This is a genomic window from Dokdonia ponticola, assembly GCF_042653865.1.
GTDB classification, from domain to species: Bacteria; Bacteroidota; Bacteroidia; order Flavobacteriales; family Flavobacteriaceae; genus Dokdonia; species Dokdonia ponticola.
The window spans coordinates 206,664-225,816 of record NZ_JBHSFV010000011.1; the positions used below are offsets into that span (position 1 = coordinate 206,664).

At 36.5% G+C, this 19,153-nt stretch carries 21 protein-coding genes and 1 rRNA gene; 13 read left to right on the top strand and 9 right to left on the bottom strand.

Annotated features, from left to right (window positions below):
* Window positions 1–24: 24 nt before the first annotated feature.
* Window positions 25–561 carry a GNAT family N-acetyltransferase gene (locus ACFO3O_RS17215; protein WP_379981095.1) on the bottom strand — a complete coding sequence of 179 codons (537 nt, stop codon included), beginning with the start codon at window positions 559–561 and terminating at the stop codon, window positions 25–27.
* A gap of 43 nt (window positions 562–604) precedes the next feature.
* Complete coding sequence (locus tag ACFO3O_RS17220; protein WP_379981145.1) at window positions 605–1,768, bottom strand: cysteine desulfurase family protein; 1,164 nt, start codon at window positions 1,766–1,768, stop codon at window positions 605–607.
* A gap of 103 nt (window positions 1,769–1,871) precedes the next feature.
* Between ACFO3O_RS17220 and ACFO3O_RS17225 the strand changes: the two genes are divergently transcribed.
* Entirely contained in the window at window positions 1,872–2,801 is a 930-nt protein-coding gene (locus tag ACFO3O_RS17225; protein WP_379981097.1) for a hypothetical protein, read from the top strand.
* 1 nt (window position 2,802) lies between these two features.
* Here the strand turns inward: ACFO3O_RS17225 and ACFO3O_RS17230 are convergent, their stop codons facing one another.
* The gene (locus ACFO3O_RS17230) at window positions 2,803–3,363 is read right to left on the bottom strand and encodes a Smr/MutS family protein (protein ID WP_379981099.1); all 561 of its coding nucleotides are present in this window, start codon (window positions 3,361–3,363) and stop codon (window positions 2,803–2,805) included.
* 113 nt (window positions 3,364–3,476) lie between these two features.
* On the opposite strand from ACFO3O_RS17230, the gene ACFO3O_RS17235 reads away from it, so the two are divergent.
* The 5 genes from ACFO3O_RS17235 (at window position 3,477) to ACFO3O_RS17255 (ending at window position 7,098) form a co-directional block, all read left to right on the top strand.
* Window positions 3,477–5,618 (top strand): T9SS type A sorting domain-containing protein, encoded by a 2,142-nt coding sequence (locus ACFO3O_RS17235; protein WP_379981101.1) that lies wholly within the window; start codon window positions 3,477–3,479, stop codon window positions 5,616–5,618.
* A gap of 10 nt (window positions 5,619–5,628) precedes the next feature.
* Entirely contained in the window at window positions 5,629–5,904 is a 276-nt protein-coding gene (locus tag ACFO3O_RS17240) for a DUF2752 domain-containing protein (protein WP_379981103.1), read from the top strand.
* A 21-nt stretch (window positions 5,905–5,925) separates the two neighbouring features.
* Window positions 5,926–6,246 (top strand): CCC motif membrane protein, encoded by a 321-nt coding sequence (locus tag ACFO3O_RS17245; protein WP_379981105.1) that lies wholly within the window; start codon window positions 5,926–5,928, stop codon window positions 6,244–6,246.
* A gap of 119 nt (window positions 6,247–6,365) precedes the next feature.
* Entirely contained in the window at window positions 6,366–6,674 is a 309-nt protein-coding gene (locus ACFO3O_RS17250; protein ID WP_379981107.1) for a CD225/dispanin family protein, read from the top strand.
* Window positions 6,675–6,717: 43 nt separating this feature from the next.
* Window positions 6,718–7,098 carry a DUF2752 domain-containing protein gene (locus ACFO3O_RS17255; protein ID WP_379981109.1) on the top strand — a complete coding sequence of 127 codons (381 nt, stop codon included), beginning with the start codon at window positions 6,718–6,720 and terminating at the stop codon, window positions 7,096–7,098.
* A 156-nt stretch (window positions 7,099–7,254) separates the two neighbouring features.
* Here ACFO3O_RS17255 and rocD read toward each other — a convergent pair whose 3' ends face one another.
* From rocD to ACFO3O_RS17270, 3 genes are all read right to left on the bottom strand, one after another.
* A complete protein-coding gene (gene rocD / locus ACFO3O_RS17260; protein ID WP_379981111.1) occupies window positions 7,255–8,535 on the bottom strand; it encodes an ornithine--oxo-acid transaminase in 1,281 nt (426 codons plus the stop codon).
* Window positions 8,536–8,672: 137 nt separating this feature from the next.
* Complete coding sequence (locus tag ACFO3O_RS17265) at window positions 8,673–9,059, bottom strand: DUF6768 family protein (RefSeq protein WP_379981113.1); 387 nt, start codon at window positions 9,057–9,059, stop codon at window positions 8,673–8,675.
* 8 nt (window positions 9,060–9,067) lie between these two features.
* Window positions 9,068–9,613, bottom strand: a complete 546-nt coding sequence (locus tag ACFO3O_RS17270; RefSeq protein WP_379981115.1) for an RNA polymerase sigma factor — start codon at window positions 9,611–9,613, stop codon at window positions 9,068–9,070.
* Window positions 9,614–9,720: 107 nt separating this feature from the next.
* On the opposite strand from ACFO3O_RS17270, the gene rlmD reads away from it, so the two are divergent.
* Genes rlmD through ACFO3O_RS17290 form a run of 4 tightly spaced genes read left to right on the top strand, consistent with a single transcriptional unit; the run spans window position 9,721 to window position 13,821 of the window.
* A complete protein-coding gene (rlmD, locus tag ACFO3O_RS17275; protein ID WP_379981117.1) occupies window positions 9,721–11,133 on the top strand; it encodes a 23S rRNA (uracil(1939)-C(5))-methyltransferase RlmD in 1,413 nt (470 codons plus the stop codon).
* Between the two features lie 9 nt (window positions 11,134–11,142).
* Complete coding sequence (locus tag ACFO3O_RS17280; protein WP_379981119.1) at window positions 11,143–12,636, top strand: TlpA family protein disulfide reductase; 1,494 nt, start codon at window positions 11,143–11,145, stop codon at window positions 12,634–12,636.
* Window positions 12,636–13,136, top strand: coding sequence for a DUF6452 family protein (locus ACFO3O_RS17285; RefSeq protein WP_379981121.1), 501 nt, complete (start codon window positions 12,636–12,638; stop codon window positions 13,134–13,136). The genes ACFO3O_RS17280 and ACFO3O_RS17285 overlap by 1 nt, the downstream gene beginning before the upstream one ends.
* 19 nt (window positions 13,137–13,155) lie before the next feature.
* A complete protein-coding gene (locus ACFO3O_RS17290; protein ID WP_379981123.1) occupies window positions 13,156–13,821 on the top strand; it encodes a DUF6048 family protein in 666 nt (221 codons plus the stop codon).
* 333 nt (window positions 13,822–14,154) lie between these two features.
* On the opposite strand, the gene ACFO3O_RS17295 is transcribed toward ACFO3O_RS17290, so the two are convergent.
* Together ACFO3O_RS17295 and ACFO3O_RS17300 are read right to left on the bottom strand one after the other, a co-directional pair.
* Entirely contained in the window at window positions 14,155–15,000 is an 846-nt protein-coding gene (locus ACFO3O_RS17295) for an FkbM family methyltransferase (RefSeq protein WP_379981125.1), read from the bottom strand.
* A gap of 24 nt (window positions 15,001–15,024) precedes the next feature.
* On the bottom strand, window positions 15,025–16,167 hold the full coding sequence (locus ACFO3O_RS17300) for a THUMP domain-containing class I SAM-dependent RNA methyltransferase (protein ID WP_379981127.1): 1,143 nt from the start codon (window positions 16,165–16,167) through the stop codon (window positions 15,025–15,027).
* 81 nt (window positions 16,168–16,248) lie between these two features.
* Here ACFO3O_RS17300 and ACFO3O_RS17305 point away from each other — a divergent pair, with 81 nt between their 5' ends.
* The 3 genes from ACFO3O_RS17305 to ACFO3O_RS17315 all read left to right on the top strand — a co-directional run bounded on the left by ACFO3O_RS17305 (window position 16,249) and on the right by ACFO3O_RS17315 (window position 18,519).
* Complete coding sequence (locus ACFO3O_RS17305; protein WP_379981129.1) at window positions 16,249–16,917, top strand: ZIP family metal transporter; 669 nt, start codon at window positions 16,249–16,251, stop codon at window positions 16,915–16,917.
* 117 nt (window positions 16,918–17,034) lie between these two features.
* Window positions 17,035–17,997, top strand: coding sequence for a hypothetical protein (locus ACFO3O_RS17310; protein ID WP_379981131.1), 963 nt, complete (start codon window positions 17,035–17,037; stop codon window positions 17,995–17,997).
* Window positions 17,998–18,090: 93 nt separating this feature from the next.
* Complete coding sequence (locus ACFO3O_RS17315; RefSeq protein ID WP_379981133.1) at window positions 18,091–18,519, top strand: DUF4268 domain-containing protein; 429 nt, start codon at window positions 18,091–18,093, stop codon at window positions 18,517–18,519.
* Window positions 18,520–19,051: 532 nt separating this feature from the next.
* On the opposite strand, the gene rrf is transcribed toward ACFO3O_RS17315, so the two are convergent.
* Window positions 19,052–19,153, bottom strand: a 5S ribosomal RNA gene (gene rrf / locus ACFO3O_RS17320); the annotation flags it as partial.

The following is a 19,153-nucleotide window of genomic DNA, read 5'->3' on the forward strand; positions in this document are numbered from 1 at the left end:
TGACTAACAAGTCTCGTTCTTTGTCTAGCTAGTTATTTCGTTTAAACACTTCCCCATCGCGAAGAAATCAAAGTGCTCCTGCCCTATCGTAAAGTCATGATTTCCTATGATCTCAAATTTATTCTTTTGATAGAACTGAATCGCTCTTTCGTTACTATTTAGTACGGAAAGCCAAATATATTCATAAGACAGCTCTTTTGCTTTTGTAAGTAATCTAGATTGTAATTCATATCCTATTTTCAAGGACAAAAACGCTTTTAAAACATATATCTTCTGAAGCTGGCAAATCGATGTGGCATCTACAAACTCTGTAGGGGAATCTAATTTAAGTTTTGCGTATCCTATGGGGTTTTCATCTACAAAAGCCACCCAGAACACATTAGATGATTTATGTAAACTAGCCGTTATTTTAGAAACAGAAAACGTAGTTTTTAAATAGTGACGTAAGTCGTCTTCCGCTCTAAAAAGATGTCCAAAGGTTTCTGAAAAAGTAATTTTCCCTACATAAGAAATATGAGCAGCATCGGCTACGTTGGCTAAACGGATGACTACTTTTTGCATGATGCATTAGCTATTTTCGCGAAAGCGTAAAAAGAAAACTCAACTACGCCAAGATATTTTCACTTTCGATGTACTCTTTAAGAACCCCTACCACGTAATCCACTTCTTCTTTGGTGTTGTAGATGGAGAATGAAAATCGTAAGCTAGGTTTCTTAAAATCTTCGTCATTTAACACTTCCCTGAGGACGTGAGATCCGCCCATGGCGCCACTCTGGCAGGCACTTCCTTTAGAGCAGGCAATCCCTTTCATGTCTAATTGAAAAAGAAGTAACACTGCTTTTTCTTCCGCGATGGGCAGGCATACATTAAGGAGTGTGTAGGTACTTTTTTCTGGATCGCTACAATTCCCGTTTAGTTTTACTGCAGGAATTTCTTTTTGTAGCCTTTCGGCGAAATAGGTTTTAAGCCCTTTTACATAGGTACTTTCTTTTTCTAAATTTTCGTAGGATATCCGTAAGGCTTCTTCCAAACCTACAATATTATGTACGGCTTCGGTTCCTGCGCGTAAGCCTCGTTCTTGAGAGCCTCCAAAAATAAGGGGTTTTAAGCCACTATTTTTACGCACAAAAGCAAATCCTACGCCTTTTGGTCCGTGAAATTTATGAGCTGCCGCCGCAATAAAATCAACGGGAATTTCTTGTAAATCTACTTCATAATGCCCAACACTCTGTACCATATCAGAATGAACCAAGGCATCATAAGACTTACAAAGCGTTGCGATGGCCTTGATATCGATCATATTCCCTATTTCATTATTGACATGCATCAAACTCACCAACGTTTTTGCATCACTTGCTTTTAGTAATTCTTCAAGATGCGTTTCATCAGGTGTACCACATTCTTTTAAATTCACATACTGTAAATCAATCTTATGGCAGGTTGATACTTCTTCGGCGGCATGAAGCACGGCATGATGCTCTATGCGAGATGTGATAATACGCCTTACACCAAGATCACGTACAACACTATTAATCACAAGATTATCTGCCTCTGTACCTCCAGAAGTAAATACAATTTCTCCTGCGGTTACATTAAAAAGTTGTGCGATACGTTTACGCGCATTTTCTATTTGGCTTTTAGCCGTGCGGCCAAAAACATGAGTGGAAGAAGGGTTTCCTGGAACGTCTCGCATCACTTCTGTCATACGATCTACTACTTCTTTACGCATTTGCGTTGTAGCAGCGTTATCAAAATAAATAGAATTCATCAAACGTTGTAGTTTTGTTAAAAAGCAAATGTAAAGGAAATAAAATAATTTTTGTCATTACTTTGGTCGTTCATTATACTATTTTTATTTAAAAATCATTTTCATGAAAAAACTTTTATTTGCGGTTATAGCCATTACTTGTTTTGCCTCCTGTGATGATGGTGATATTATAGTCACTTCTTTTGATTTTGAAGAGCAAACCCTAGAACGTTGTAGTGACTTTGAAGCACAATTTGTGTTTTTTAAAATCAACCCCGCAAATAATGAGACCATCGCATTAGCATTTACAACCGGTAATGATATTTTTGGAGCAGGTAATGGCGAAGAAGCCTCTAGAACCCTTGAAATAGAACTCAACGGAAATGATAATATTACCTACAGGAGGTTTGATGCTGCTCCTACAAGTGATTATTTCTGTAACCCTATTCCTCCTGCGACTCCTATTGTTGTTGAGGAATTTGTAAGTACCTCTGGAGATATTACCATCATTACAGAAGGTGTTTTTGCAGATAGTGACGGAATCGCTTCAGATATAGAAGATCCAACGGGCTTATTAGATACTGATGGGGACTCACTTCCTAATATTATCGATTTTGATGATGATGGGGATAATGTACCCACGGGACAAGAAGGCGTCGTTTTGAATAGTGATGGTACCATCAATACAGAATTAACTCGTGATACAGACGGCGACGGAATTTTTGATTACTTAGATAACGATGATGATAATGATGGTGTACTCACTATTAATGAAGATGCTAATATGGATTTAGACCCAAGTAATGACAACTCAGATCCTGATAATGAGATCTTAGATGACTATCTTAATCCTATGGTCACCACATCTGTAAATACCGAAGCATATAGATTACACACCTATTCTTTTAACGATATTATTATCATTATAAATACTCAAAATTTAGATTTTCGCAATCAAAATGGTGAAGAGGTGATACGCGATATACGTACGGTTCCTTTTGGGACTTTTGAAGGAACTCCAGACGCCACATTTACAATAACACCCGATTTTTAGACTAGTTACGCTGTGCGTTTTGGTAGATATACACTTCGGTGGCACCTGCCCCATATCGTTGATAATCGGCGCTATAAAACTTAATACCATCATATTTATTGAGTAGATAGTACAATTCTTCTTTGAGGACTCCCTCACCTACTCCGTGTATAAAGACCATTTTAGGAATGCGTTTTGAGATTGCAAAATTCAATTGTCGCTCTGCGGTATCAATTTGTAAGGTGAGGATATCATAATTGGTCATATGCTTGTATGACTTCACCAATTTGTCAATATGCAGATCTACTTCCATGAGAGGAAGATTGCGCTCTTTTGGCTTCACACGATTCCTTTGTCGTTTTATCTCAGGTTCTTTCTCAAGCCCTTTCTCTCGTGACACATTGATAAGTTGTTCTTTAATCGTATGGCTTATCGATGGAATAATTTCGCTTTCGCGAAAGCGGATAACAAAACCATCCCGAGTTTCTATAGTAATATATGGCATATCAATCGCAACGACAACTCCTTCCAAATCATCGTCTAGTACCTGAATGGATTGTCCAATTGTGAATTTTTTACTCAAGATTGTGTTTTTAAACGACAAAAGTAAACAAACTATCGAAAACCTGATCTCTAATGTGGTTTTCACGTAAATAAAAGTTAGTTTTGACTGAAAGAGTTTTAAACTAAATAGTTATGAAATACCTACTTCTTGTAATGCTAACTGCCCTTAGTGTTACAGCTAATGCACAGTTGTTTGTAGCACCTACAACCACTGATGCATCATTTATATACGTAAATGACACGTATATTTATGTTGATAAAGACGTAGAGCTTGAAACAAACAGTGTAACCAGTATAAATAATGTAAATATTCCAAGTATCCTATTACGTAATCAGGCGCAGTTATTACAAGGTACCGCTACAGGATCTGATGAACTTAACAAAGGTTCAGGAATCATATCACTATACCAAGAAGGGACTACCAATCAATATGACTATAATTTATGGGCTTCGCCTGTAGGAGTTCCAGTAAACAACGATGGTACTACTAGGGCTCCTGGAAATGGTATTTTTGCGTTTAGAGATCCTGGAACCACCAGTGCTGTATCTGTTCCACAACGTGTATTTTTTGTCCCAGCAGATCCTGATGGTGCGGGACCTTTGGATGCAGAAACAAATAGTAATCCAGCACTAAATACTCCAGGACTTAACGGCTCTACTTTTCCTAATTTTTTAAGTATTTCTTCTTTTTGGATCTATGGATATGAAGCAGGAAATGCTACCGCAGATTTTATTCCTGTACAAGATACAGGAACTTTACCCGCCGGATTAGGCTTTACCATGAAAGGCGTCTCAGGAACTGATCTTACCGATGCAGGAGATGGAATCCCAAATAACTTAGGTGTTGCAGGTGATGGTCTTGGACAGCGTATTGACTTTAGAGGAAGACCTAATAGTGGTACTATTACTGCAACAGTACTTCCAGATACACAAACGATAACTGGAAATCCATATCCATCAGCATTAGATTTAAACTATTTTTTATTACTGAATTCTAATTCTGGAACCTTTAACACGACGCTTCCTAACGGAGAAACAGTAAGCTTTACAGGTTCTGATATCACAGACGGTACGGCCTATTTTTGGGAAAGTGACCCAACGGCTCAAACACATTTTATAGAAGAATATCAAGCGGGGTATGGTGTCTACTCTCCTATGGGACTATTAGCCTCAGACGGCATGTATGTTGCTGCTCAATACTTTATGTATGATGAAGCTGGAAATCAGATAGGGGGTCCCATTGGAAACGGTGATGCAACTTTAGAAAGAAGATTCTCTCCCATAGGCCAAGGATTTATGGTCATAGGATCTGACACACAAGCACCTGGTAACGACACATTTACTTTTACAAATGACATGAGAATATTTGTAAAAGAAGGAAACAATTCTGACTTTAGAAATAATGAAGAAGATGAGCCTGTAGAAGCTATGGGAGTCGGCACGTACTATGAAGACATTACTAACTTTACTTCCTTTTCTCAATTTAAAATAGGAGTTAACATTAATGACACCTACGGGCGTGAACTTGGTGTGGGAATTCTTGATCATGCAACCAGAGGCTACGATCCTGCAATGGATGCAAAAGGTGCGGGAACACAAAGTAATGACGTTACCTTTTCTATAAACGAAAAAGATGAGTATGTCATTAATGCAGTGCCAAACGACGAGTATCAGGCATTGACATTATCCATAAAAGCTGCCACAACTTCTGAATTCCAGTTCAGAGCAAGAGAAATCAAAAATTTTAACTACGAAGGTGTTTATTTATTTGACACAACTACAGAAATCTATCATGATATTCAAAATGAAAGTGTCATTATCTTGTTACCCGCTGGAGAATATCCAAAAAGATTTGAAATCCGCTTCACAAGAGAAATAGAAGAAGGTACCTCCGAAGAAGAGGAAGAAGAGGAAGAAGAAACCACCGAGGAAGAAGAAACTACTGAAGAAGAAACAGAATGGGAGGAAGACACCACATGGGAAGAAGAAGAATCATTAAGTGTAACGATCCCAGAAAGTATTTTAGAATCGTATAGTATCTTTCAGAATAACAATGCAGGACAATTAGAAATTAGAAATCCTAATGGCATTGAGATCACAAATGTGATGCTCTATGACATGACTGGAAAAGAGGTTTTAGCAGGTGAAGATTTAGGAAATAAAGATATTTATACATTCTCTACACGCAACTTAAGCACTGGCGTATACGTAGTCTCTTTTATGACTGAAGTAGGCTTGAAAAAGTCCCGTAAAATAAGTATTACTAACAGATAACCTATTCCTTATGGAGGAATACATGCTTCCTTGTCTAAATAAAAAATATTTAGGATTTGAATGTATGGGCTGTGGGATACAACGATCTGCAGCATTACTCCTTAAAGGTGAATTTATAGACGCATTTTATATGTACCCAGGAATCTATCCTTTGATAGCTTTACTGGGTTTTTTACTTGTCAATCAATTTATAACTATAAAATACGCTAATAAAACTATTATTTTTTTAGCTATATTGACAGTCTCAACGATCATTGTAAGTTATTTGATCAAAATTTTAAACTAATAAACTAACTAAACACTAATTATGGAACAACAAAAATTACCTAACGGAGTACTAGCAATTATATTAAGTATTGTATCATTGCTATGTTGTTGTATTGGAGGTATAGGATTCATACCAGCTGGAATTGCATACTTCTTGGCTAATAAGTCTGAAAAAATGGGACTTGAAAATCCAGACCAATATGATAATCATAGTCAAATAAAAACAGCAAAAATTCTTGCATTAGTAGCTCTCATAATTAATATTCTTTATTTAATCTGGACAGTTTATCGCATTGCAACTGTAGGATGGGACGAAATCATGGAACAATCTAGGCAAATGCAAGAACAATTAGGTATGTAATATCAAATGTAGCCACACATACAAAAAGCGCCTTTAGGGCGCTTTTTTCTTACTATCCTTTTTAGAGTCAAAATATTACTTTAAATTAGGATTTTTTTATCACTAACACAAAAACAACCATGGAAAACCAACCAACAACCTCTGCTACTATACCAGAGAGACCAAACAATTACCTTATTCTAGCTATTGTTACTACATTTTTATGCTGTAACATCACAGGAGTGGTCAGTATTATATATGCAGCCCAGGTAAATGCAAAATGGGAAGGCGGAAATTATGAAGGCGCTATAAGCGATTCTAAAAATGCAAAGCTTTGGGGACTTATTGGGCTTATAGGTGGTTTTGTACTTATCGGGCTTACGATGTTAATTTATGGCGCAGCACTTTTTGCTGCTCTAGGTTCTGGAGCTAGCAGTTACAGTTATTAAGATTACAACAAAATACAGATATGTAAAATATGGGTATTTCCTTATGGTAATACCTATATTTTTTGTAGCTAAATATTATTATTATAACGACCCTGAAGCAGCAAAAGGCGAAGGTTTTTTTCCAAGATGTTTCTTTCATCTAGCCACAGGACTACACTGCCCAGGTTGTGGAAGTCAGCGAGCAACGCATGATTTATTACACCTTCGTTTAGGTAAAGCGCTACAACATAATATTGTCATTGTGATCCTTGCCATTCTCCTGATTTCAAAGGCGTATGCGATTTTCACAAAAAAATATGCCCCAAACTATTATTATAATTTGGGCCATAAATCCTATTTCACATACGGAGTTCTTATTATTGTTTTCCTATACTGGATTTTGCGTAATATCCCGTATGCTCCGTTTACCTACCTAGCTCCTTAATTTATACGCTTTCGCGAAAGCGTATATTCATACATTCTAAAATTTAACATAGAAATCACCCATATAAAATATACAGTATAAAAAAAGAAAACCACCTAAAACTAATATAGCTAAGGCGGTTATTTGGTATTAAAAAAAGCAAGCTATATCAGCTCACTACTTCTCAAATGCTTTAAGTGTTTTTGTAATAATAGCCACACATTCTAGTAATTCTTTTTCATTCATTACCAGTGGTGGCGCAAAACGAATAATATTTCCATGCGTAGGTTTTGCTAATAATCCATTATCACGTAATGCGATACAAATATCCCATGCGGTAGAGCTATCTTCTGTATCATTGATAAGAATTGCATTCAGTAATCCTCTCCCTCGCACAAGATTGACGATCGTACTACCAGCAATGTACTCATTCATTTTCTTTCTGAAGAGATTTCCTAGCTTTCTAGCATTCTGAGCGAGATGTTCATCTCTTACGACTTCTAATGCTTCAGTAGCGACAGCACCTGCGATGGGGTTACCTCCAAAAGTACTTCCGTGTTGTCCAGGTTTTATCACCTCCATAATGGCGTTATCTGCCAGCACTGCAGATACTGGGTAAGCACCTCCAGAAAGGGCTTTTCCTAAAATCAATACATCAGGTCGTGCGTAGGTTTGTTGTTGCTCACAATGCCCTTCACAGGTACAGTTACCACATACCGCTAGTAAGGCACCTGTACGTGCAATTCCTGTTTGAATCTCATCGGCTATAAACAAAACATCATGTGCATTACATAATGCTTTTGCCTTACGCATATAATCATCATCTGGTGTATAAACCCCTGCTTCTCCTTGTATAGGTTCTACTAGAAAACCAGCGATATTCTTACTTGATTTTAATGCTTCTTCTAAAGCATCTACATCATTGTAAGCGATTTTAATAAATCCTGGGGTATAAGGTCCAAAGTTTTTACGCGCACCTTCATCATTAGAAAATGAGATAATGGTCGTAGTACGGCCATGAAAGTTGTTATCACATACAATAATTTGAGCTTCATGTTCAGCAACACCTTTTTTCTCATACGCCCACTTTCGCGCAAGCTTAATAGCCGTTTCAACAGCCTCTGCTCCCGTATTCATAGGAAGTACTTTATCAAATCCAAAGTACTCAGTGACATATTTTTCATAAGGACCTAAGGTATCGTTATAAAATGCACGTGAAGTAAGTGTCAATGTTTTTGCTTGCGCTGTCATTGCGTTTACGATGCGAGGATGACAGTGTCCTTGATTTACTGCAGAATATGCAGATAAAAAATCAAAATATTTTTTCCCTTCTGCATCCCAAACATATACGCCTTCTCCTCTACTCAATACAACAGGTAATGGATGGTAATTGTGCGCTCCATACTTGTCTTCTAATGCAATTGCTTCTTTTGATGTCAGTTGATCAACAGTCGCCATAATCTAAAAAGTTTAATAAATTTAATAAAATGCAATTCCTACTGTACCTTTATCCTTTCGAAAGCTCGAAAATTCAGCGGGGGAGAGAAATCATCCCTAGAGATTGCAAGTTACTAAAATTAAATGTCGAGAAAAAATCATTCTGACACTTTTGAAGACATGACAGAAACTTGTAATTCTAACCGTTTTAACTCCCTAATGATGCTGTTTTTATCCATTTGCATCCACATGTATAGTTTGAGCATTGATAAGATGAGAATACAAATCACACCTGCAACAGACCATTTGATAAGCTCATTGGTCACCTCTGTACTGAAAAATTGCACAATACAGTACACAAAAAGTCCAAGTACAGTGACATTCACAATATTCATCATGACAACTATCCATTTGTTTTTCCCATCAAAGATTCCCCCAAACATCTGAAGCAAATTTTGTTCATCTAATGCATCATAAAACTTAGCCTCTTCTTCTGTTAATGCTTCTTTTATTAACAAGTCTACTTCTTCAAATTCTTTTCTCATAATTTCTACTATTTACGTATTGTTTTTAATTTTTCTCTTGCGTAATACAGTCTTGATTTTACAGTACCCTTTGAAATTTTCAAAATCTCACTTATTTCTGAGATTCCATACGATTCTACATAAAATAAGGTTAGTACGCTTTGTTGTTCTTTAGAAAGCGATGCGATGGCTCTTTTCAATTTTTCTTTTTCTAATTGATTTCCTGAAACATCCATCTCCTCAATATTGAAGGTCTCTTTTTCTGAAAGGATTTCCTGTTGCTTTTCTTGAACTCGTTTGCTTTTTCGGTACCAATCGATTGATTTTTTAGTCACAATCGTGAGTCCCCAAGCGCCAAACTTATCTGGTTGCTCTATGCTATGGATGTTCTTTAATATAGTCACCCAAGTATCTTGGGCGATATCTTTTGCAATGTCAGCATCATAAGTATATGTATACGCTTGCTTGCAAAACCGAAGGTGCCACCTTTTTACGAGTACTGCCATGGCTTTTTGATGACCATTACAATACTGAGTTACCAGCCAGGAATCTTCCATTTTTTTAGATCGTTTCATATCGCTTTCTATAATGTAGACGATCAATTTTGAAATAGGTTCATTTTAAAACGAAGTTATTTTCATAGTAAGGTAAGAAATAGTATTGCTATTATTATTTTTGCGTGATGTCTAGAAGAAAACAAAACCGCAAAGTTTTTACAGAACTTGAAGTCACCGATGCAGGTGCCAAAGGAAAAGCAATCGCTCACGCTCCCGACGGAAAAGTCGTTTTTATCAATAATGCCGTACCCGGTGATGTAGTCGATGTACAGACCACCAAAAAACGTAAGTCGTATTACGAAGGAACGGCGATACATGTGCATACGCTTTCGCGAAAGCGTACCCAGCCCCAATGCCAACATTTTGAAGTGTGCGGCGGTTGCAAGTGGCAACACATGGACTACACATACCAACTAGAATACAAACAACAAGAAGTTGTTAATCATCTGACGCGTATCGGAAAAATAGAACTACCTGAAATTACACCTATTGCAGGAAGTGCTTCCCAATATTTTTACCGCAATAAAATGGAATTTGGGTTTTCTGATAGCAAATGGCTTACGCTAGAGCAAATAAGAAGCGATGAAGTTATCGAAGACCGAAATGCTCTAGGATTTCATATCGCAGGCATGTGGGATAAAATACTAGATATTGAAAAATGTCACCTTCAACAAGATCCAAGCAATGCTATACGCAACGGAATTAAAGCCTTTGCGACACAAAACGACATGGCATTTTATAATGCCCGAAACCAAGAAGGGTTGTTGCGTACCCTTATGATCCGTACGTCTTCTACCGGGGAATTAATGGTGTTGGTTCAATTTTTTAAAGAAGATGTAGCCAAGCGCACCCTCCTACTCGATTATTTAAAAGATGAATTCCCAGAAATTACTTCATTACTATATGTAATTAATTCCAAAGGGAATGACACCATCTATGATCAGGAAGTGATTTGCTATCATGGCAGAGATCATATTTTTGAAGAGATGGAAGGCTTACAATTTAAGATTAATGCCAAATCTTTTTACCAAACAAATTCTGCACAAGCCTACGAATTGTACAAAATCACTAGAGATTTTGCAGGATTAACGGGAGACGAACTCGTATATGATTTATATACAGGTACTGGAACCATCGCCCAATTTGTGGCAAAAAAAGCAAAGAAAGTCATTGGCGTAGAGTCTGTACCTGATGCGATAGAAGCTGCTAAGGAAAATGCAGAACGCAACCAGATTGAGAATGTTGAGTTCTTTGTAGGGGACATGAAAAAAGTCTTTAATGACCAATTCATTACTACCCACGGAATTCCAGATGTGATTATTACAGATCCTCCAAGAGATGGGATGCATGCAGATGTGGTTAAACAAATCTTAAACATTGCGCCACAAAAAGTAGTTTACGTAAGTTGCAACAGTGCAACACAAGCACGTGATCTTGCGTTACTAGATGAAATCTACAAAGTAACGAGAGTACAACCTGTAGATATGTTTCCGCAGACGCATCACGTAGAAAATGTGGTACTGCTAGAAAAAAGGTAAATTGCAAGTATGAAAAATAGTATCTGGATGCTTTTGGCGTTAATCTTCATTGGATGTACTACTGATACATCCACAACAGAAGCAGCCAAAGAAACTAACAATACCGTAATTATCAAAGGAAAAATTGACAACTACTCGCCCGAAAAATGGACAAAGGAAGGCGTATATGTACTCCCTAATTATATTACTGGGAAACGACCTGAATATAATTTTCCTATTGATTCTTTAGGGAATTATACTCTAGAATTTACAGTTGACTACCCTACAGACATCTTCCTGTATAATGGGAAGAGCATGAGCCTCATTGTCCATCCTGGAGATCGATTTACAACTCAATTTGATGCATCGATACCTGATGAAAAAGACCATCTTACAGCCACCAAAATTGAAGGAACACATGCGCAAGTAAACCAGCAATTCCTAGAATATCAGTCCCAAGTATTACCAGAGTATCAAATCTTTCAAAAAAATATATCTGAAAAATCAACGGAAACCTTTAGAGCCTATCTCGATAGTATCAATACGGCAAAGGATCACCTTATTGACACCTACATAGTAGATTCAGAAACAAAACCAGCTTTAAAAAATTGGCTAAAGGCAGAAAAAATAGTGAGTAGCAAATCAAGGATATTAAGTTATGAGGGACTATATCGAATGTATACTCAAAAAAATCCTGTATTACCTTCTAATTACTACGATGTAATAGAACCCATAAATACTATTACAGAAGAGATGCTAATCAATACACATCTTTCTTATGATTTTGGTAGAGATTATACAAGTTTTATCAGACAAGAAACCAATAAAAAATATCCAGATGCCTCAAATAGTTGGAAAGATTTTTACCCTTATTTTACAAAAGAAATTTTAAATCGTAACAGAAATAATAGGTTATTTGCTCAGCTTATGATAAATAATTGGACCCATACCACTTTAGAACAACAGCAACTTGAATACTATGAAAGCATACAACCCATACTAGACTCATTATACGGGGAATCTATTATGGGAATAGCATTAAAATCTCGCTACACTAACGTTAAAAATATGCTGGACAATCCCGTATTACCAGAAGATACAGAATTATTAACGTTCCAAAGTGAAAGTCCAGAAGCGTACCTTGATGAGATTATCGCCAATGCTCAAGGTAAAGTAATTTATATTGATAATTGGGCAACATGGTGTGGCCCTTGTAAACATGAGTTCAAAAATAGCACGCCACAACTAAAGGAAAAATTCCAAAAAGATGTAGAGTTCATATACCTATGCCATCAATCTGAAGAAAAACTATGGAAACCATCCATAGCAGAATATAAAGTAACTGGAAAACACTACTTCCTTTCTCAAGAAGAAAGTAAACCTATATTTAAACAAATAAATTTACAAGGGTTTCCTACCTATACCATCATTAATAAAAAAGGAGAGATTGTAACATCTGGATTTGAATACCGCCCCAGTGAAGCAATCACTTCAGAAATTCTAACAGGATTAATAGCAGAATAATGACAAAACGTTTTTCTATAATAGGAAGCCTACTTTTCATAGGTACACTCCTCTCCTCTTGTGAGCGAGATGACATCTGTGCTGAGGCAACGCCTGTCACACCCCTACTAGTGATTGATTTTTTTGATATCGAAAATACCACAGAACCCAAAATACCCACCGACTTAATTGTCGTAGAGAATGGAGAAACTGTGGGACTATCCTTTAACACGTCTACCATCTCCATCCCATTGCGAACAAATGTAGATCAAACTGATTTCCTATTTGTACTCAATGCAAACAATGAAAGTGAAGAAAACCCAGAGAACATAGACGGACTTACCATTACATACGTGCGTACAGAAGAATACATAAGTAAAGCATGTGGATTTAGAGTTACTTATAACGCCCTAGACGCTACGCCAAGTTCTCAAAATGATGACTTTTGGATCCAAGAAGTATTAATAACAAACACGACGGTAGAAGATGAGACTTCAGCACATATTCAGATTTTTTTCTAGTGTATTACTCATGATTTGTATGAGTACTATTATGTGTGCTCAGGAAAATGAAAAAACAACAGTAATTGACACCTCCAGTCAAAAAGAAAAATATGGGTTACGCGTAGGTATCGACCTCTCTAAACCTATACGTAGCTTTCTCGACGATAATTATAGTGGTCTTGAACTTGTAGGAGATTTTAGAATTAGTAACAACTATTACATCGCTGCCGAGCTAGGCAATGAAAACCGAACGGTTGATGACTTTACTAATATTGATGTGACTTCCAAAGGTTCCTACATCAAAGCTGGTTTTAATTACAATGCCTATAATAACTGGCTTGGGATGAACAATCTTATATACGCAGGAGTACGTGCTGGTTTTTCTACATTTACCCAAGAGCTTACCTCTTATACAATTTCTACTTCAAATACTTTTTTTGAAGAAGACCTGCGTACTGACACTAGAGAATTTACAGGGTTGAATGCAGCCTGGTTAGAATTTCAGTTAGGAATTCAGACAGAGCTATTCAGTAATTTGTATCTAGGACTTAATGTTCAAATAAAAAACAGGGTCGCCGAAACAGGTCCAGATGGATTTGAAAATGTATACATTCCAGGGTTTGGCAAAACGACAGATGCTAGTAAATTTGGCGTAGGCTATGGATATACCATCTCGTATCTCATTCCGATATTTAAAAAGTAATACCAGTTATTAATTGAATTTACTGGAAAAGAAAAGGATAATTTTTTTCTTTATATGAGAAAGAAAACTAAAGCATAGCCTAAGCTACGATTTCTTTTTTCTTGTGAAATAGAAAGGAAAAAAGGGTGTTTTATTACAGTAAATTCAATTGGTAAATGGTATAAACTACCCTAGGGGCAAGTCTGCAAGGCTTCGTCTTAAAGAAATTATTTGATTTCGATCCAAGCTTTGGAGCCATTACATCTGGATTATTCAGCAAAAGAGATCCATTAGGAGTACGCTTTCGCGAAAGCGAACAAAACCTACAAAAAACGGAATCCGATGCTAGGATATTTATCCTTTCGTAAACAATAAATCATCAGCGGTTTCTCCTGCAAAAAGAGCATCTAAATAGGTCAAAAACTCCTCATGGGAATCACTTATATTCATTTCTTTTTTCTTTCCTACAAAGCGCACCTTGTCAAAATGAGGCACGATAAGATCTATAAAATCTTTGTTAGAAACACCTGATACGTTTTTAAGATGATGTGGCACATACTCTATATACAACATCTTTGCGCCTGCAAGAATGTCCTGCATACCTTGTAATGCATAATATTCAGCTCCTTCTATATCTACAATGATACAATCTGGAGCGGGAAGGTTTTCTTTTTTAATATGCGTATCCAACCGAATCATATCTACTTCTATCGTATCAGGGTTATCATGAGAATAGAGATAACTATCTGTCTTTGGTTTGATCTTGCTACCACCACTATTAAGTGTATTCTTAAGGAATGATATTTTCTTCTCTTCGTCACCCACTGCATAATTAAACAGCGTTGCGTTATCTAAATCGTTGATGAGAACATTTTTTGAAACATATCCAAACGTATCTGGATTTGCTTCGTACCCAACGATAGTCTTACATTGTTTACCTATAGGAATCAATAAGGTGCCTATGTGCGTTCCTAACACATACACGGTGTCGTCTTTTTGGATATACGTTAATAATTCTTTGATCTCAGAAATATTCCATCCGCCTTTAAACCCTAAATATCTTCCGATCGTATAATCATCAATAGGCGCTAGAATCATTCCGTTTTCGGTATCATAGATAACCCCCTTAGCATGATGCCCCAATACCTTTTTACGTAACTTTATCTTAAATTGGCGTTTCTTTACTTTTAGTTTTTTCATGATGATAGTCTGTATAAGCTTTTTTTAAGAATCTTGATGTTTTGCTTTTCGACTCCCTTCGTACATTTCGTATTTGACAAAGCGGCTTTCTAAGCTTCCATTGTATAATTTTATCTTTCGACTTGGTCGTAAGCCTACGTGTTTTAAGGCTTCCATATTAGAGGTAATAAACCATGCGTGAGATCCTGGGTAACTCGTTTTAAGCGTATCCCCTATTTGAGCATAAAATTCTTCCATAGCAATAGGTAAACGCTCTCCGTAAGGTGGGTTAAAAACCAATTGTAAAAAATCATTTCCTTCTTTTTTGGATTCAAAAAAGTTGGCTTCTTCAACGGTGATGAAATCCTCTAGTTGTGCATTTTTAATATTATCCCTTGCTTTACTAATCACAGAAGGAGCTTTGTCGTACCCTGTAATTTTATATTTAAAGTCTCTCACTTTTTTTAAGGCTGACGATTCTATAAGCTCATACAAATCTGGATCCCAATCGTCCCATTTCTCAAAGGCAAATTCCTTTCTATTCAAATTGGCAGGCACATTGGCTGCAATCATAGCTGCTTCTATGAGCATCGTGCCACTCCCACACATAGGATCTAATAAATCACTTTGTCCTTCCCAACCACTCATAAGTAGTAAGCCTGCAGCAAGTGCCTCATTAATAGGTGCAATATTGGTTTGTGTTCTATATCCTCTATGATGTAAAGAGGCCCCACTACTATCCAAAGAGATGGTACACCAATAGCCTTGTATGTGAACATTAATACGAACATCAGGATGCTTTACATCTACATCAGGGCGTACATCTTCTTCTTTCCTGAATTTATCTACAATCGCATCCTTTACTTTAAAAGCAACATATTGAGAATGTGTAAATATGTCGCCGCTTACCGTTGCATTAATCGCAAAGGTAGTCTTGACATTCATAAAAGCCCGTAAATTCATTTTTTGAACACGACGATATAATTCGTCTTCATTCATCGCTCGAAACTCAGCGATAGGTTTCAGGATTTTAATAGCCGTACGACAACAAAGATTTGCTTTATACATAAACCCTTTATCGCCTTCAAAAGAAACATTACGCACCCCTATCTCTACATTTCCTGCACCTAGATTACGTAACTCATTCGCTAAAATCTTTTCGAAACCAAAAAATGTTTTGGCTACCATCTTAAAGTTTTGACTGTGTTCACTCATATACCGCAAAAATACATTAATTTTACCCACACAACCTCACAAAACACATAACCTTTGACTGCATTACTGTTACCTATTTTTGCTGTTCTAATTGGATTTTTAATAGCAATCATATTCAAACCAACTGTCAACAGTGGTATTAAGCTATTACTCTCCTTTAGTGGTGCCTTTTTATTATCGACTACTATTTTTGAATTTCTTCCAGAAATATATGCTGTTCAAAATAAAGAAATAGGCATCTATATCATCGCAGGGTTGCTTATTCAAATTATACTCGAATTTGGATCCAAAGGCGCTGAACATGGACACATACATCAAAAAGATTCTAAAACGTTCCCCTGGCTGCTTTTTGTAAGTTTATGTATTCATGCCTTGATAGAAGGGTTCCCTGTTTCTGAAAACGAACATATTTTGTATGGCATCGTGGTACATAAAATCCCGATTGCTATTATTATTTCATCCTTTCTGTTACTATCTAAAATGAAGTTATGGCAGTCTATTATATTTATACTTGTCTTCGCGTCAATGACACCACTAGGGAGCTTCATCAATCAACAAGCTTTTATTCTTGAGTCTTATAAAACACCTATCAATGCATTTGTGGTAGGAGTCCTTTTACACGTATCGACTACCATCCTCTTTGAAAGTTCCAAAAATCATCAATTTAACGCATCAAAACTAGGCGTTATTTTATTGGGTTTCATTATTGCTTATTATTTATAAAAAAGTACCTTGAAACTCTGTATTTCCCCACTTTTACATACTTAAATTAAACGTCATATAATTTGTAAATCTTAAATTATAAGCTAAATTTGAAAACTCACTAATAAAAACAAAAAAATGGGTAGAAAAATTATTATCGCAGCTTTTGCAGCTATATGCATTATGAGTTGTAGCACAGATACCAGTGATACGCAAACAATAACAATAGACGAGAGCATTCCAGAAATTGTAGACTTGGTAGGATTTGTACCTGCAACAGAATTTGATGAAACCCCGCAGGGAAAATATGTAGGGATCTTTGGACATCACTTAAATCAAGACTTACACGGCAAGATATACATCAATGCAGGTGCTGATACTCGATACACAGCACTTATAGAGCTCGTAAATGGAGAAAAATTAAGTTTTACAGGCGTACAACAATCTAGAAGCAATCCTGATCTTATTCATTTTGAAGGAGAAAGTGGAAATTTTGATATAAATTTCGCAGACTATACAAATCCAGAAGCGACTAACGTAATCATGGATAGTGCAGATACTGAAGCCTACATGGTGTTAACTAAAGAAACAAGTGGAGCTTCTCCATTTATAATACTCGGTACTTATGTTGATAATTCTGATCCATCATTCTTTGGAAATTGGGATCTTATTACAAATCCTGCAACAAGCATAGCTACTCCCGTAACACTTATGGGTGTTTCCGGAACTGCAATTACACAAGAGATTGTAACCATGTCAGTAAGCCATGCTGGCTCTATGAATCCTGCAATTGTAAATACTCCAGAAGATTTTGATACAAATATAGCAGTTGCTTGTGCTCCAGATGGAGTTACCATACCAACAACAGAACCTGTAATTATAGAGCTTGTAGTTCCATTTATAGGAATTATTGGAAACGCAATAAGTGCAGGAGGACAGACCTCTATGATTAATGGTATTGAAGCTACATGGAGTTTTAACTATACAACACCTATTCCTCTCATAGGTCAACCTGAAGCGTACGTAGATGATAGTTGCAATCCTACTATGTCTGGAACTTGGACTTGGAATGGAAGAACAGGAACTACACTAGCATTATAAATTACACACTAATCTAGTTTCATAACTTATCTCAAAATGAGGATTCACACATAATGAATCCTCATTTTTTTTTACACTTATACCACATTAGCCATGTTTAGTAAAGAACAATCTAAAGAAATACGGCAACAATTCTGGATATTTTTCGGAAAACGATATCCAAGAAAGTGGATTTTATACAACACAGGTATTAAAGACTTTTCACTAAAATTTGACTTTGACACTAAAAAAGCAATCGTTGCCATAGAAAGTGCTACTTCTGATGAAATTGATAGAGCTTATTATTTTGATAAACTCATCAGTCTTAAAAACTTACTTCTGCAAGATATTTCTTCAGAGCTCATTTTTGATGAACATTATCTACTCCCTAGTGGTAAAATAGTCTCTCGTTGCTACCTAATACTAGAAAACGTGAGTATTCATAACAAGAATACGTGGCCTGAGGTATTTGATTTTTTCAACATTTATATGAGTAAGACAGAAGCCTTTTTTATAGAATACAAGGACTACATAGAGGCTTAATACGACTTCAAACGGACTTACTTTTTATACTCTCTACTGAAGATTTTTTCGCTTTCGCGAAACCTGCCTCGCTAGTAGTTAGAAGCATCTATTAGAGTTTAATTATCTACATAAAGAAGAACTGCCTTATAAACCAAATTAAAGATTTCCATCTAACACAGATTGCACAGCCATAGAAATGAATCATGCTACAAGGGTGACTCATTTGTGATATATTTCCCATTTTACACAGTTCACTATTCACTGTTAACCGTTAACAGATAACTTTGGCTCACTTTACCTGATAAAAAAAGAGCTGATCATTGCTGTATCATACCTTAAACACTGAATTAAATTCAGCGTAAAGAGCCTGCTTACCGACAGGCAAAGCGGCGACCTATTACTGACTATCTGTGATATCAAGTATAACGCAGATAGCACAGCTACAGGAAGTAATCACGCTATAAGCGTGACTCTATTTCACTTTACCCCATAAAAAAAGGTCTGACACATTGCTGTATCAAACCTTAAACACTGAATTAAATTCAGCGTAAAAAGGCGGCGACCTACTCTCCCACGATTGTAGTACCATCGGCGCTGGCGGGCTTAACTTCTCTGTTCGGAATGGGAAGAGGTGAGCCCCGTCGCTATAACC

Bases quoted from the DNA above. Each gene is read 5' to 3' on its own strand.
- ACFO3O_RS17215 (WP_379981095.1), bottom strand. From the start codon at position 561: ATGCAAAAAGTAGTCATCCGTTTAGCCAACGTAGCCGATGCTGCTCAT.
- ACFO3O_RS17220 (WP_379981145.1), bottom strand. From the start codon at position 1,768: ATGAATTCTATTTATTTTGATAACGCTGCTACAACGCAAATGCGTAAA.
- ACFO3O_RS17225 (WP_379981097.1), top strand. From the start codon at position 1,872: ATGAAAAAACTTTTATTTGCGGTTATAGCCATTACTTGTTTTGCCTCC.
- ACFO3O_RS17235 (WP_379981101.1), top strand. From the start codon at position 3,477: ATGAAATACCTACTTCTTGTAATGCTAACTGCCCTTAGTGTTACAGCT.
- ACFO3O_RS17240 (WP_379981103.1), top strand. From the start codon at position 5,629: ATGGAGGAATACATGCTTCCTTGTCTAAATAAAAAATATTTAGGATTT.
- ACFO3O_RS17245 (WP_379981105.1), top strand. From the start codon at position 5,926: ATGGAACAACAAAAATTACCTAACGGAGTACTAGCAATTATATTAAGT.
- ACFO3O_RS17250 (WP_379981107.1), top strand. From the start codon at position 6,366: ATGGAAAACCAACCAACAACCTCTGCTACTATACCAGAGAGACCAAAC.
- ACFO3O_RS17255 (WP_379981109.1), top strand. From the start codon at position 6,718: ATGGTAATACCTATATTTTTTGTAGCTAAATATTATTATTATAACGAC.
- rocD (WP_379981111.1), bottom strand. From the start codon at position 8,535: ATGGCGACTGTTGATCAACTGACATCAAAAGAAGCAATTGCATTAGAA.
- ACFO3O_RS17265 (WP_379981113.1), bottom strand. From the start codon at position 9,059: ATGAGAAAAGAATTTGAAGAAGTAGACTTGTTAATAAAAGAAGCATTA.
- ACFO3O_RS17270 (WP_379981115.1), bottom strand. From the start codon at position 9,613: ATGAAACGATCTAAAAAAATGGAAGATTCCTGGCTGGTAACTCAGTAT.
- rlmD (WP_379981117.1), top strand. From the start codon at position 9,721: ATGTCTAGAAGAAAACAAAACCGCAAAGTTTTTACAGAACTTGAAGTC.
- ACFO3O_RS17280 (WP_379981119.1), top strand. From the start codon at position 11,143: ATGAAAAATAGTATCTGGATGCTTTTGGCGTTAATCTTCATTGGATGT.
- ACFO3O_RS17285 (WP_379981121.1), top strand. From the start codon at position 12,636: ATGACAAAACGTTTTTCTATAATAGGAAGCCTACTTTTCATAGGTACA.
- ACFO3O_RS17290 (WP_379981123.1), top strand. From the start codon at position 13,156: ATGAGTACTATTATGTGTGCTCAGGAAAATGAAAAAACAACAGTAATT.
- ACFO3O_RS17295 (WP_379981125.1), bottom strand. From the start codon at position 15,000: ATGAAAAAACTAAAAGTAAAGAAACGCCAATTTAAGATAAAGTTACGT.
- ACFO3O_RS17300 (WP_379981127.1), bottom strand. From the start codon at position 16,167: ATGGTAGCCAAAACATTTTTTGGTTTCGAAAAGATTTTAGCGAATGAG.
- ACFO3O_RS17310 (WP_379981131.1), top strand. From the start codon at position 17,035: ATGGGTAGAAAAATTATTATCGCAGCTTTTGCAGCTATATGCATTATG.
- ACFO3O_RS17315 (WP_379981133.1), top strand. From the start codon at position 18,091: ATGTTTAGTAAAGAACAATCTAAAGAAATACGGCAACAATTCTGGATA.